This is a genomic window from Kitasatospora sp. NPDC058406 (assembly GCF_042722765.1).
Taxonomy (GTDB): domain Bacteria; phylum Actinomycetota; class Actinomycetes; order Streptomycetales; family Streptomycetaceae; genus Kitasatospora.
The window spans coordinates 1-13,068 of sequence record NZ_JBHXKE010000032.1; the positions used below are offsets into that span (position 1 = coordinate 1).

At 73.0% G+C, this 13,068-nt stretch carries 9 protein-coding genes and 1 pseudogene; 1 reads left to right on the top strand and 9 read right to left on the bottom strand.

Going from position 1 to position 13,068, the window contains the following annotated elements; all coding sequences use genetic code 11:
• Positions 1–99 (top strand): annotated as a pseudogene (locus ACFWOG_RS09215) (ATP-binding protein); the annotation flags it as partial.
• Positions 100–181: 82 nt separating this feature from the next.
• On the opposite strand, the gene cimA reads toward ACFWOG_RS09215, so the two are convergent.
• From cimA to ilvN, 9 genes are all read right to left on the bottom strand, one after another.
• Complete coding sequence (cimA, locus tag ACFWOG_RS09220) at positions 182–1,792, bottom strand: citramalate synthase (protein ID WP_329952170.1); 1,611 nt, start codon at positions 1,790–1,792, stop codon at positions 182–184.
• Between the two features lie 424 nt (positions 1,793–2,216).
• On the bottom strand, positions 2,217–3,329 hold the full coding sequence (locus ACFWOG_RS09225) for a branched-chain amino acid aminotransferase (RefSeq protein ID WP_329882922.1): 1,113 nt from the start codon (positions 3,327–3,329) through the stop codon (positions 2,217–2,219).
• A 249-nt stretch (positions 3,330–3,578) separates the two neighbouring features.
• Complete coding sequence (locus ACFWOG_RS09230; protein WP_329882923.1) at positions 3,579–4,616, bottom strand: 3-isopropylmalate dehydrogenase; 1,038 nt, start codon at positions 4,614–4,616, stop codon at positions 3,579–3,581.
• A gap of 74 nt (positions 4,617–4,690) precedes the next feature.
• Positions 4,691–5,266, bottom strand: a complete 576-nt coding sequence (locus tag ACFWOG_RS09235) for a Uma2 family endonuclease (RefSeq protein WP_380356345.1) — start codon at positions 5,264–5,266, stop codon at positions 4,691–4,693.
• A 103-nt stretch (positions 5,267–5,369) separates the two neighbouring features.
• Entirely contained in the window at positions 5,370–8,762 is a 3,393-nt protein-coding gene (locus ACFWOG_RS09240; RefSeq protein WP_380356348.1) for a S8 family serine peptidase, read from the bottom strand.
• A gap of 284 nt (positions 8,763–9,046) precedes the next feature.
• Positions 9,047–9,208 (bottom strand): hypothetical protein, encoded by a 162-nt coding sequence (locus ACFWOG_RS09245; protein ID WP_329882925.1) that lies wholly within the window; start codon positions 9,206–9,208, stop codon positions 9,047–9,049.
• Positions 9,209–9,555: 347 nt separating this feature from the next.
• The gene (serA, locus tag ACFWOG_RS09250; RefSeq protein WP_329882926.1) at positions 9,556–11,157 is read right to left on the bottom strand and encodes a phosphoglycerate dehydrogenase; all 1,602 of its coding nucleotides are present in this window, start codon (positions 11,155–11,157) and stop codon (positions 9,556–9,558) included.
• A gap of 218 nt (positions 11,158–11,375) precedes the next feature.
• Positions 11,376–12,374 (bottom strand): ketol-acid reductoisomerase, encoded by a 999-nt coding sequence (ilvC, locus tag ACFWOG_RS09255; RefSeq protein ID WP_329882927.1) that lies wholly within the window; start codon positions 12,372–12,374, stop codon positions 11,376–11,378.
• Positions 12,375–12,536: 162 nt separating this feature from the next.
• On the bottom strand, positions 12,537–13,061 hold the full coding sequence (ilvN, locus tag ACFWOG_RS09260) for an acetolactate synthase small subunit (RefSeq protein WP_329882928.1): 525 nt from the start codon (positions 13,059–13,061) through the stop codon (positions 12,537–12,539).
• Between the last annotated feature and the right edge of the window lie 7 nt (positions 13,062–13,068).

A 13,068-nucleotide genomic window follows, 5' to 3' on the forward strand; every position in this document is an offset into this window, starting at 1 on the left:
GACACCCCCGTCGTCACCCTCGACGCCCGACGCCGGGACAGCGCCAAGAGCGCCCTCATCACCCTCGTCGAACACGCCCTCCTCGCCCGCCTCCGGTGAGACGGGCGCGTACGGCGACGGTGCGCGCGACAGCGGTGCGGCCCGCGGACCCTCCGGTCCACGGGCCGCACGGTCACGCCGGTCACTCGGTGACGGGCTCCAGACCGGACCGGAGCAGGCCGTAGGTGTAGGCGTCCTCCAGGGCGAGCCAGGAGGCGGTCACCACGTTGTCCGCCACCCCGACCGTGGACCAGGCGGAGGTCCCGTCGGTGGTCTCGATCAGCACCCGGGTCTTCGAGCCGGTGCCGTGCTGGCCCTCCAGGATCCGGACCTTGTAGTCGACCAGCTCCAGCTTGGCCAGCTGCGGGAAGATCCGCTCCAGCGCCGTGCGCAGGGCCTTGTCCAGCGCGTCGACCGGACCGTTGCCCTCGCCGGTGGCGATCATCCGCTCGCCCTTGGCCCGGAGCTTGACGGTGGCCTCGTTCCCGGTACTCCCCTCCGGGCCCTGCTCGCTGATGGTCCGCCAGGACTCCAGGGTGTAGAAGCGCGCGCGGTCGCCCCGCACCTCGTCGCGGAGCAGCAGCTCGAACGAGGCGTCGGCGGACTCGTAGGTGTAGCCGAGGCTCTCCTGCGCCTTGACCCTGGCCACCACCCGTCCGGCGAGGTCGCGGTCGGTCGAGAGGTCGTAGCCGAGCTCCTTGCCCTTCAGCTCGACGGAGGCCCGGCCGGCCATGTCGGAGACCAGCATCCGCATGGTGTTGCCGACCGTCTCCGGGTCGATGTGCTGGTACAGGTCCGGGTCGACCTTGATCGCCGAGGCGTGCAGGCCCGCCTTGTGGGCGAACGCGGAGAAGCCGACGTAGGGCTGGTGGGTGGAGGGGGTCAGGTTGACCAGCTCCGCGACGGCGTGCGAGATCCGGGTCATCTCGGCCAGCTTGCCGGCGGGCAGCACCCGGCGGTCGTACTTGGTCTCCAGCGCGCCGACCACCGGGAAGAGGTTGGCGTTGCCGACCCGCTCGCCGTAGCCGTTGGCGGTGCACTGGACGTGGGTGGCGCCCGCGTCCACCGCGGCCAGGGTGTTGGCGACGGCGCAGCCCGTGTCGTCCTGGGCGTGGATGCCGAGCCGGGCCCCGGTCTCGCGGAGGACGTCGGCGACGATGTCGTGCACGCCGGCCGGCAGCATCCCGCCGTTGGTGTCGCAGAGCACCACCACGTCGGCGCCGGCCCCGTGGGCGGCCCGGACCACGGCGAGGGCGTAGTCCCGGTTGGCCTTGTAGCCGTCGAAGAAGTGCTCGCAGTCGATGAAGACGCGGCGGCCCTGGGCGCGCAGGTGGGCGACGCTGTCCCGGATCATCTCCAGGTTCTCGTCCAGCGTGGTGCGCAGCGCCAGCTCGACGTGGCGGTCGTGGGCCTTGGCGACCAGGGTGACGACGGGCGCGCCCGAGTTCACCAGGGCGGCGAGCTGGGGGTCGTCGGCCGCGTTGCCGCCGGCCCGGCGGGTGGCGCCGAAGGCGACGAGCTGGGCGTTGGCCAGGTCCAGCTCGGTGGCGGCGCGGGCGAAGAACTCGGTGTCCCGGGGGTTGGCGCCGGGCCAGCCGCCCTCGATGAAGCCGACCCCGAACTCGTCCAGGTACCGGGCGATGGCCAGCTTGTCGGCCACCGTGAGGTTGATGCCCTCGCGCTGGGCCCCGTCGCGCAGGGTGGTGTCGAAGACGTGGAAGGCGTCGTCTGGGAGGTTGCTCGCCTGGGTCATGACCCTGGGTTCTCCGTTCCGGGAGGTCGGGTGCTGCTCTGCCGGTTCTGATCCGGCTCCACTGTCCAGCATCCCGCGCGCTCCCCGGTGTCCCTCGGCCCCTTGTGGGGGCTCCGGCCGGTCCGGGGGAAACAAAAAGACCCCTCGCGGGTGCGAGAGGTCTGCGCGCGGGTCTGGACGCTGGTGGTCGCTCCGCATCGGGTACTGCGGGAGCGGTCACTGCGGACCGGCGCGCCTGCTGCTAATAATCAGCGAAAGCGAGGACACGCTCGCAGTCTGGCACACCGATCCGGGATCCGGCCGCCCCGTCTCGGTATCCGGAACGGGGGCCGCGGCCGCGCGACGGGCCGGCGCGCGGCCCGGGCGGCTCCCGTTCCGTCCGGGGCCCGCCTTGGCGGGCTCCCGGACGTGCCGCTCGCGGCGGTCAGACGATCTTGTGCAGCCAGCCGTGGGTGTCGGCCGCCTGGCCGCCCTGGATGGCCAGCAGGGTCTTGCGCAGCTCCATGGTGACCGGGCCGGGCTCGCCGGCGCCGACGGTCCAGTCGCCGCCGCGGGACTTGACCGAGCCGACGGGGGTGATCACCGCGGCGGTGCCGCAGGCGAAGACCTCGGTGAGGGTGCCGTCGGCGTTGCCCTGCTTCCACTCCTCGGTGGAGATCTTCCGCTCCTCGACCGCGTAGCCGAGGTCGGCCGCGAGCTGGAGCAGCGAGTCACGGGTGATGCCGGGCAGCAGGGCGCCGGACAGCTCCGGGGTGACGATCCGGGCGTCCGCACCCTCGCCGAAGACGAAGTACAGGTTCATGCCGCCCATCTCCTCGATCCACCGGTGCTCGGCGGCGTCGAGCCAGACCACCTGGTCGCAGCCCTTGGCGGCGGCCTCGGCCTGGGCCACCAGCGAGGCGGCGTAGTTGCCGGCGCACTTGGCGGCGCCCGTGCCGCCCGGGGCGGCGCGGACGTAGTCCTCGGAGAGCCAGACCGAGACCGGCTTGACGCCACCGGAGAAGTAGGCGCCGGCCGGGGAGGCGATGATCATGAAGAGGTAGGAGTTGGCCGGGCGGACACCCAGGCCGACCTCGGTGGCGAACATGAACGGGCGCAGGTAGAGGCTCTGCTCGGCCTCGTTCGGGACCCACGCCTGCTCCTGCTGCACGAGCAGCTCGACCGCCTCGACGAAGGTCTCGACCGGCAGCTCCGGCATCGCCAGGCGGCGGGCCGAGGACTGGAAGCGGGCCGCGTTGGCCTCCGGGCGGAAGGTCGAGATCGAGCCGTCGGCCTGGCGGTAGGCCTTGAGGCCCTCGAAGATCGCCTGACCGTAGTGGAGGGTCATGTTGGCCGGGTCGATCTCCAGCGGCGCGTACGGCGCCAGCTGGGCGTCGTGCCAGCCCACGCCCTCGGTCCAGCGGATGGTGACCATGTGGTCGGTGAAGACCCTGCCGAAACCCGGGTTAACCAGTCGGGCCTCGCGCTCCGCGTCGGAGAGCGGGTGGGCGGAGGGCTTGAGGTCGAACGTGATGGGCGCCTGGGTGGGCGTGCTCATGGCTGTGTGTCCTTCACCGTGGGGTTGGTCCGGGCCGCCTCCGCCGGGTGAGCGTTTCGGTGGATTTCCCCGAAACGGACGCACAACGGCACGGCCCACTGTCGATACTCGCATCCAGAGGGCCGTGCCGAACAGTCGCCGGCTCCTCGGAGAGCCGCAAGCTGCCGTTATGGGGTCCGGCCCACCGGCCGGAACACCGTCTGTCGGTTCCGGCCCTGCCAGGCCGGACTACCTTCTTTCGGTTCCGGCCTAGCCGGATACTCGGGCGGCGAGCGCGTCGCCGACCTGGGCGGTGGTGCGGGTTCCGGTCCGCTCGGTGAGGTCCGCGGCGACCGCGGCCTCGATCCGGGCGGCCTCGGCGGCGAGGCCGAGGTGCTCCAGCAGCATGGCGACCGACAGCACGGTGGCGGTCGGGTCGGCCTTGCCCTGGCCCGCGATGTCCGGCGCCGAACCGTGCACCGGCTCGAACATCGACGGGAACGCGCCGCTCGGGTTGATGTTGCCGCTGGCGGCCAGGCCGATCCCGCCGGTGACGGCGGCGGCCAGGTCGGTCAGGATGTCGCCGAACAGGTTGTCGGTCACGATGACGTCGAACCGCTCGGGCTGGGTGACGAAGAAGATGGTCGCCGCGTCGACGTGCAGGTAGTCGGTGGTGACCTCGGGGAACTCCCGGCCGACCTGCTCGAAGATCCGGGTCCACAGGTGGCCGGCGTGCACCAGCACGTTGTTCTTGTGGACGAGGGTGAGCTTCTTGCGCGGCCGGGCGGCGGCACGCGCGTACGCGTCCCGGACGACCCGCTCGATGCCGAAGGCGGTGTTCAGGCTGACCTCGGTGGCCACCTCGTGCTCGGTCCCGGTGCGCAGCGAGCCGCCGTTGCCGACGTACGGGCCCTCGGTGCCCTCGCGGACGACCACGAAGTCGATGTCCGGCTCGCCGGCCAGCGGGGACTTCACGCCGGGGAAGAGCCGGCCGGGGCGGAGGTTGATGTGGTGGTCGAAGGCGAACCGCAGCTTGAGCAGCAGCCCCCGCTCCAGGACGCCCGACGGGACGCTCGGGTCGCCGATGGCGCCGAGCAGGATCGCGTCGTGCGCCTTCAGCTCGGCCAGGACGCTGTCCGGCAGCGTCTCGCCGGTGCGGTGGTAGCGCCGGGCGCCGAGGTCGAACTCGGTGGTCTCCAGCTTCACGTCGGCGGGGAGCACCGCACCAAGGACCTTGAGGCCTTCGGCCACCACTTCCTGGCCGATGCCGTCACCGGGGACAACTGCGAGACGAATCGTGCGAGACATGCTCGGAGGCTACTCCGCCGTCCCAGAGCCTGACATCTGCCGTCCACTATCCGGACATAGCCACCCGGAAGCGATCAGGTCAGATCGATGTCGACCGGGAAGGGCCGGTTCAGCCTCAGCTGCTTGTGATGGATGCCGGTGGGGCCGTAGAGGCCGGTGGCCGGGTCGATCTCGAAGGTGTGGACGATCGGACGCCCCTCGTCGCACTCGACCCGCCAGAAGTGCGGGATGCCCGCCCTCGCGTACTTCCGCGGCTTGACCTCCCGGTCCCGGTCCCGCGATTCCTCCGAGACGACCTCGACGGCGAGCAGGACGTGTTCGGCGTCGAAGGTCGTCTGGAGATACCCGGTGTCCGAGGACGCGTTGACGACGAGCAGGTCCGGCTCCGGACGGTTCCGCCGGTCGATGGTCACCGTCATCCCGGGCCAGACTTCCCACCCGTCCGGAACAGCCTGTTCCAGCGCACGCTCCAGCAGGCGCTTCGTCCTCACGTGGAACTTCGTCTGCGGACTCACGAAGACCAGGCGCCCGTCGAGCAGCTCGGTGTGCGGCGGGAGATCCTGCAGCCGGTCGAGGTCCTCGGCGGTGTAACCACCGGCGGGGGGCCGAATCCAGTCGGGGTACGGCGCGACGCTCATGGTTCCTCCCATGCGGGCATCCTCGCGGCTGATCTCAGGCCACTCGGGCCGACCGTCCCGATCTTCCACCTTTCGAGGGAGCGCCCGGCTGTTTGCGGGCGCTCCCTCCTCGGGGTCACGGCAGGGTCAGGACCTGCCCCCTCCGGCCGTCCGGGTTGAAGTGGTGGAGCAGGAACAGGCGGGACGTGTCGCCCTCGGTGCGGCGGATGTCGAGGACGGTGCCGGGCCCGGCCGGCGCGGCGAGGGCCGCCGGGCCGCCCTGACCGGTGCGGACGTCGACAGCCGGTTGCAGGACGTCGACGGTCAGCGTGGGCCGGGTGCCGCGCAGGCCGATCGCCGAGAAGGCCCCGGCCGGATCGGGCTTCCCCGCGCCGGCCACACCGGTCCAGAGCGCGTAGCGGACGGTGCTGTGACCCGCCCGCACGCCCGGCAGGACGGCCAGCCGGACCGGGAGGACCACCGCGTCGCTGTCCAGCAACGCCGTGTCGGTGTCCCCCCAGCGCGCGTTGAGCGGCTGGACGTCCAACTCGGCGCCGGTGCGGGCGTCGAGCGCCCGGGCCACCAGGACGTCGCTGCCGCGCTGCCGGTCGGCCTTGACGATCACGTCGGTGGCGCCGTCCCCGTCGGTGTCGAGCGAGGCCCGGACGCCGAACAGGCCGACCGGGGTGGCTGCGGGCGCCCAGACCTGGGCCCCGAGGTAGAGCACGCCCTCGGCGAGCGGGTCGCCGGCGACGGCGGGAGCGTCGGTGGCCGCGCCGGCCGCCCGCAGGTTGGCGGCCCGGTCCCCGGCGCGCTCGACGCAGACGTCCTGGATCCCGGCGGCCTCGTCCGTGCTGTCGTCCGGCACGATGCCGGCGCCCGGGCCGACCGCCGCACCGCTGTCCGGCGGGCAGTCGGGCCAGCGGGCGGCCTCCCCGCCCAGGGCGAAGGCGCTGAGCAGTCCGGGCCGGTCGCCGGGCGCGGCGGTGCCGGAGAGGGCGGCCAGGGCGTTCGCGCGGATGGTCCGGACCGGAGTGGTGGCGGTCAGCTCGGAGGCCGCTCGCGGGGCCGCGAGGACGGGCACCCGCAGCTCGGGGACGGCCGGGTCGTCCGGGGTGAGCAGCAGCCGGCCGGAGAGCTCGCCCCGGTAGGTGCGGGCCTTGCCGCCCTGGAGGGTGGCGATGGTCGGGTCCGGGACGCGGCCGAGCTGTCCGGGGACCGCGAGGGTGACCCGGACCCGGGCGCTGCCGCCGGCCGGGACGTCGACCCGGCCGGGCGAGACGTCGAAGCGGGCGCCGGGCAGTTCGGTCGCGGCGGCGTAGCCGGTGCGGTACACGACCGGGGAGCCGGAGAGGTTGCGCACCTCGACCTCGCGGTCGAGGGTGAGCGGTCCACCGACCGCCACCGGGCCGAAGGAGACGCCGACGGCGCCCTCCACCGCGCCCGCGCCCGCCGCGTAGGCGACGGCGGGGGTGCGGACGGCGCGGTCCACCCGGGCCCGGCCTGCGCCGGTGCGTTCGGGGCCGTAGACCGGGCCGGTGGCGCCGTCGCCGGCCCAGGTGTCGCCGGCGGTGTTCATCAGCGCGGCCTTGACCTGCTCGACGGTCCAGTCGGGGTGGGCGGCGCGGACCAGGGCGGCCAGGCCCGCGGTGTGCGGGGTGGCCATCGAGGTGCCGTCCTCGCGCTGGCCGCCGCTGCCGCTGCCGACCTTGGCGGACCAGATGGTCTCGCCGGGGGCGGCCAGGTCGGGCTTGACCACGCCGGGCACGCCGATGCCCCGGGAGGTGAAGTCGGTGAGGGTGTCGAGGCGCTGCGGCTGGTCCTGGGGGACGACGCCGTGCAGCGGGTTGCCGGGTGCGGCGAGCCGGACCCGGACCGGGCCGGCGGCGGCGCCCTCGCGGAGCCGCGCGCCGTCGGCGCGGGCGAGCAGGGCGAGCGGGACGCGGTCGTTCCCGGCGATCTCGGCGAGGTGGTCGTCGTCGGCGGCGAGCAGCGCACCGATCGCGCCGGCCTCGGCGACGTGGTCGGCGCGGGGGCCGGAGCCGCAGGCGCGCTCGGATTCGCGGGTGCGCCAGGCGAGGACGGCGATCTTTCCGCCGATCCGCTGCCGGTCGGCCTCGGTGAAGGCCGTGCAGCCGTCGGACTGGTCGGCGGGCAGGGCCAGCGCGCCGGTCACGTCGGCGGTGGACCAGTCCTGGTAGCGGGCGCTCCAGTGGGCGGGGACGACGCCGGCGAGCGGTTCGGGGTCGAGCACGGTGATGCCGTCGGCGTCGCTGTGCGGGTCGACGGAGGCGGCGACGGCGACGGCCCGGGCGGCGGTGCCGGGGCTGCCGCCGATGCCGTGGACGTCGCCCTCGTTGCCGGCGGCGGCGACCACGACGGTGCCGAGTTCGGAGAGCCGGTCGACGGCGAGGGCGTCGGCGTCGTCGGTGGAGCCGAAGCGGCTGCCGAGCGAGAGGTTGAGGACGTCGAGCCGGTCGCCGAGGTCGCCGTCGCCGTCGGGGTCGGCGGCCAGGTCGAGGGCCTGGGCGAGCTGGTCGGTGGAGCCGTCGCAGCCGAAGACCCGGATCGCGTAGAGCTGGGCGCCGGGTGCGGCGCCGGGGCCGACCCTGAAGCCGGCCGGGTCGAGGCCGGGCCGGTAGGGACCGGTGTAGGGGCGTCCGTCGGTGGTGACGCCGAGGCCGGCGGCGGTGCCGGCGACGTGGGTGCCGTGGCCGTTGCGGGCGCAGTCGATCGGGTTGTCGTCGGGGCGGGGTTCGGGCTGGTAGTGCGGGGAGGCCGGGTCGGGGTTGTAGTCGTCGCCGACGAGGTCCCGGCCGCCGACCACCTTGGCGTTGGGGAAGAGGCCGGCGGGCGCGGGCTTCGCGCCGTCCACCGCGGTGAAGGCCTCCTCGGTGCCGGGGCCGCCGAAGTCGGCGTGGGTGTAGTCGATGCCGCTGTCGGCGACGCCGATCCGGACGCCCCCGCCGGTGTTCCCGGCGGCTCCGGAGGAGGTGTCCGCGGAGGCCCCGGACCAGACCTCGGGCGCGCCGGTCACCGGCACGGAGTGGGCGTTGGCGCGCTGCTTGCGGACGATCGGGCGGACGGCCGCGACCCCGGGCAGGGTGCGCAGCGCGGGCAGCCGGTCGGCGGGCACGGTGACGGCGAGGCCGGTGAGCAGGGTGCGGGTGCGGTAGAGCTCCCGGGCGGTGGGAGCGACGCCGCGGACAGCCTCGGCGAGCCGGTCCAGGGCCGCGGAGGCCCGGGCCCGCTGTCCGGCTCCGGCCCGGGCCGCCTCGCCCCGGACGGCCTCCGGAGAGCGCTGGGCCCGCCGGGCCTCGGCGCCGGCCCGGCGCCAGGCGGGGGCGACGGCTTCGGTGCGGAGTTCCAGCAGGACGGAGGCCGGGGCGCCGGCCGCGGCCGTGCGGCCCGGCGGGGCGCCCGGTGGGCTGCCGGCCGCCGGGGCGGCGGTGAGCAGGATCGGCCCGGCCAGGAGGCTCAGGACGAGCCCGATCCGGACGAGCGGTCGACGGACGGTCGGCTGACGCATGGGACCCTCTCCCCCGGCCGGGGGAGCTGATCCGCATGTCGCGCCGCTGACGCCCGCCCGCGCGGCCGTCGATCACCCTTCCGGGGGCCCCAAATTAGGAATATCGCGCCGGTCAGGGCGAGCAACATCCCCCGAACGGTGGCGACTTGCACTCTCCCGAGTGACCCGCCGTCAGCCCGGTCGGCCTATTCGGAGGATGAACGCGGATCCTGCGGATCCGGTCGTCCGGAGGGGACGGCGAGCCCGCCGGAGGCGGGCCCTCCCGTCAGGCCAGGGCCCGCCCGTCAGGCGCGGCCGGCCGACCCGCCGTTGTCGCGGCGGTCGAGCGCACGCTGCAGCGCGGCGGCGGCGAAGGGGTTCGGCTCGGCCGTCCGACGGCGGCGGGGGGCGCGGGTCGTGGCGGTGGCGGCGGCGGAAGCGGCGTGGCGGTCTGCGGTCGGGGACATGCCGGGCTCCTTGGTTCGTTGCGTGCCGGGGAAGGACGCGGTGGAGGGTGTGCGACGGGGGGACCCGTGCGAAGCGCGCCGCACGGGGGCGGCGGCGGGTCACGGGACGGCACGCCGGGCGGGGATCACCCGCCCATCGGGCATGCGGGGCCGTCCGGGCCGAACGCCCTGGCTGCAGGGGCGGCACACCGTACGGTCCCTCCACGGTACGACCGGGGCGCGGCCGTGTCTGCACGAATACTTGGATTTCCTACTATCTGAGACGCGGGTCACCCGGAGGAAAGCAGCAGGGCCCGGACCACCGTGCGAACGGTGGTCCGGGCCCTGCCGGCGGGGCGTTCCGGGGCTCAGTCGCCCAGGTCGACCGAGCGGGCGAAGCGGGCGCCGATCTCGCCGGCGATGGCGGTCAGGACGTCCTGCGGGATCTGGCTGTCCACGGTGATGGAGGCCAGCGCGCCGCTGCCGTCACGGGCCACCTGCATGCCGGCGATGTTGACGCCGGCGTCGCCGAGGTGGCGGCCGAGGACGCCGACCACGCCCGGGCGGTCCTCGTACTTGAAGAAGGCCATGTGGTCGGTGAGCGCCACGTCCACGTCGAAGGCGTCCACGCCGACGATCTTCTGGGTCTGCTTCGGGCCGGACAGCGTGCCGGAGATGGCGATCTCCTCGCCGCTCGCCAGGGTGCCGCGCACGGTGATCACGTTGCGGTGCTCCAGGCTCTCGCTGGACGTGGTCAGGCGCACCTCGACGCCGCGCTCCTGCGCGAACAGCGGGGCGTTGACGTAGGACACCGTCTCCGCCACGACGTCCTCGAACACGCCCTTGAGCGCGGAGAGTTCGAGCACCTTCACGTCGTGCTGGGTGATCTCGCCGCGCACCTCGACGTCGAGCCGGACGGCCACCTCGCCGGCCAGCGCGGTGAAGATCCGGCCGAGCTTCTCGGCCAGCGGCAGACCCGGACGGACGTCCTCGGCGATGACGCCGCCCTGGACGTTGACCGCGTCCGGCACCAGCTCGCCGGCCAGCGCCAGCCGGACCGACCTGGCGACGGCGATGCCGGCCTTCTCCTGCGCCTCGTCGGTGGAGGCGCCCAGGTGCGGGGTGGCCACCACGTTGTCGAAGGCGAACAGCGGCGAGTCGGTGCACGGCTCCTTGGTGTACACGTCGAGGCCGGCGCCGGCCACCCGGCCGTCGCGCAGCGCGGAGGCGAGCGCCTCCTCGTCGACGATGCCGCCGCGGGCCGCGTTGACGATCCGGACGCTCGGCTTGACCTTGTGCAGCGCCTCGTCACCGATCAGGCCGATGGTCTCCGGGGTCTTCGGGAGGTGGACGGTGATGAAGTCCGAGACCTCCAGCAGCTCCTCCAGGGAGACCAGCTTGACGCCCATCTGCGCGGCGCGGGCGGCCTGGATGTAGGGGTCGTACGCGACGATCTTCATACCGAACGCGGACATCCGCTGCGCGACCAGGACGCCGATCCGGCCGAGGCCGACCACGCCGAGGACCTTCTCGCTCAGCTCGACGCCGGTGTACTTGTTGCGCTTCCACTCGCCCTGCTTGAGCGCGGCGTTGGCCGGCGCGATGTTGCGGGCGACCGAGATCAGCAGGCCGCAGGCGAGTTCGGCGGCGGTGACGATGTTGGAGGTCGGCGCGTTGACGACCATGACGCCGGCCTTGGTGGAGGCGGCGACGTCCACGTTGTCCAGGCCCACGCCGGCACGGGCGACGACCTTCAACTTGCGTGCGGCGGCCAGTGCCTCGGCGTCGATCTTGGTGGCCGAGCGGATCAGGACGGCGTCGACGTCCGCGATGGCGGTCAGCAGCTCGGTGCGGTCCGCGCCGTTGCAGTGACGGATCTCGAAGTCGGGACCGAGGGCGTCGACGGTGGCGGGCGACAGCTCCTCGGCGATCAGTACGACGCCGGATTTCACAGTGTTAGCAGTGCTCACGACAGTGTTGTCCTTAACTGTCCGGTTCTCCCCGGCACGTAGGTGGCGTGGAAGGCGGGGGGAAGGTGGCATGCCGCGTAGGTAGACGCACGACGCTGTGGGCCTGACGCGCACTCGGAAGTGTATCGACGGGCTGGGTACCAGGCTGCTCCCGTCCGGCGAAATCACCCGGACGGGAGCAGCCTAGTTGTACAAGGGCGTCACAGGAGCGGTGAGGCTCAGGCCTCTTCCTTGACCCAGCTCATCAGCTTGCGGAGCTTCTTGCCGGTGGTCTCCAGCAGGTGGTCCTCGTCGGCCTTCTTGTACTCGTTGTACTTGGGCAGACCGGCCTTGTACTCGGCGATCCAGGTGTTGGCGAAGGTGCCGTCCTGGATCTCGGTGAGGACCTTCTTCATCTCGGCCTTGGTGGCGTCGGTGATGATGCGGGGGCCGGTGACGTAGTCGCCCCACTCGGCGGTCTCGGAGACCGACCAGCGCATCTTCTCCAGGCCGCCCTCGTACATCAGGTCGACGATGAGCTTCAGCTCGTGCAGGCACTCGAAGTAGGCGATCTCCGGCTGGTAGCCGGCCTCGACCAGGGTCTCGAACCCGGCCTTCACCAGGGCGGCGGTGCCACCGCAGAGGACGGCCTGCTCACCGAACAGGTCGGTCTCGGTCTCCTCGGTGAAGGTGGTCTTGATGACACCGGCCTTGGTGGCGCCCAGGCCCTTGGCGTAGGACAGCGCCAGGGCGAACGCGTTGCCGCTGAAGTCCTGCTCCACGGCGACGATCGCGGGGACGCCGCGGCCCTCCTCGTACTGGCGGCGGACCAGGTGGCCCGGGCCCTTCGGGGCGACCATGCAGACGTCGACGTCGGCCGGGGGCTTGATGAAGCCGAAGCGGATGTTCAGGCCGTGGCCGAAGAACAGGGCGTCGCCGGCCTTCAGGTGCGGGGCGATGTCCGCCTCGTACACGTCGGACTGGATCGGGTCCGGGACGAGGATCATGATGACGTCGGCCTCGGCCGCCGCCTCGGCGGGGGTGACCACGCGCAGCCCGGCCTCCTCGGCCTTCTGGCGCGACTTCGAGTCGGGCTTCAGGCCGACCCGGACGTCCGCGCCCGAGTCGCGCAGGGACAGCGCGTGGGCGTGGCCCTGGCTGCCGTAGCCGATGACCGCGACCTTGCGGCCCTGGATGATGGACAGGTCGGCGTCGTCTTCGTAGAACAGCTCGGCCACGGGGGCACTTCTCCTTGCGTGGTGGTGTTGCCGGGTACTGCGGTTCCAACCGTACGTGGACCCGGCGGTGCGGTGGGACGGTGCTTCAGGGTGTGAGACGGACCGCGGTGTCGCGCGCCGGCACGCCGCCCGGGAGGGTGGTGGCGGGCGGCCGGCGGGGCGCTACGCGCTGCGGTCGAGGGCGCGCAGCGAGCGGTCCGTGATCGAACGGGCGCCGCGGCCGATGGCGACCAGACCGGACTGGACGAGCTCCTTGACGCCGTACGGCTCCAGCATCCGGAGCATGGCCTCCAGCTTGTCCGAACTGCCGGTGGCCTCGATGGTCACCGCGTCCGGGGACACGTCGACCGTCTTGGCGCGGAACAGCTGGACGATCTCGACGATCTGCGACCGGGTCTCACTGTCGGCGCGGACCTTCACCAGGACCAGTTCCCGCTGGATCGCAGCGGACTGGTCGAGTTCGACGATCTTTATCACGTTGACGAGCTTGTTGAGCTGCTTGGTGACCTGCTCCAGCGGGAGGTCCTCGACGTTGACCACGATCGTCATCCGGGAGACGTCCGGGTGCTCGGTGGGGCCGACGGCGAGGGAGTCGATGTTGAAGCCCCGACGGGAGAACAGCGAGGCGATGCGGGCGAGCACGCCGGGCTTGTTCTCGACCAGGACGGAGAGGGTGTGCTTGGACATGGGTCTC

Excerpts from the sequence above, each read along its gene's own strand:
- ACFWOG_RS09230 (WP_329882923.1), bottom strand. The coding sequence starts at position 4,616 with ATGTCTCGCACGATTCGTCTCGCAGTTGTCCCCGGTGACGGCATCGGC.
- ACFWOG_RS09225 (WP_329882922.1), bottom strand. The coding sequence starts at position 3,329 with ATGAGCACGCCCACCCAGGCGCCCATCACGTTCGACCTCAAGCCCTCC.
- ACFWOG_RS09240 (WP_380356348.1), bottom strand. The coding sequence starts at position 8,762 with ATGCGTCAGCCGACCGTCCGTCGACCGCTCGTCCGGATCGGGCTCGTC.
- ilvN (WP_329882928.1), bottom strand. The coding sequence starts at position 13,061 with ATGTCCAAGCACACCCTCTCCGTCCTGGTCGAGAACAAGCCCGGCGTG.
- ACFWOG_RS09235 (WP_380356345.1), bottom strand. The coding sequence starts at position 5,266 with ATGGGAGGAACCATGAGCGTCGCGCCGTACCCCGACTGGATTCGGCCC.
- ACFWOG_RS09245 (WP_329882925.1), bottom strand. The coding sequence starts at position 9,208 with ATGTCCCCGACCGCAGACCGCCACGCCGCTTCCGCCGCCGCCACCGCC.
- cimA (WP_329952170.1), bottom strand. The coding sequence starts at position 1,792 with ATGACCCAGGCGAGCAACCTCCCAGACGACGCCTTCCACGTCTTCGAC.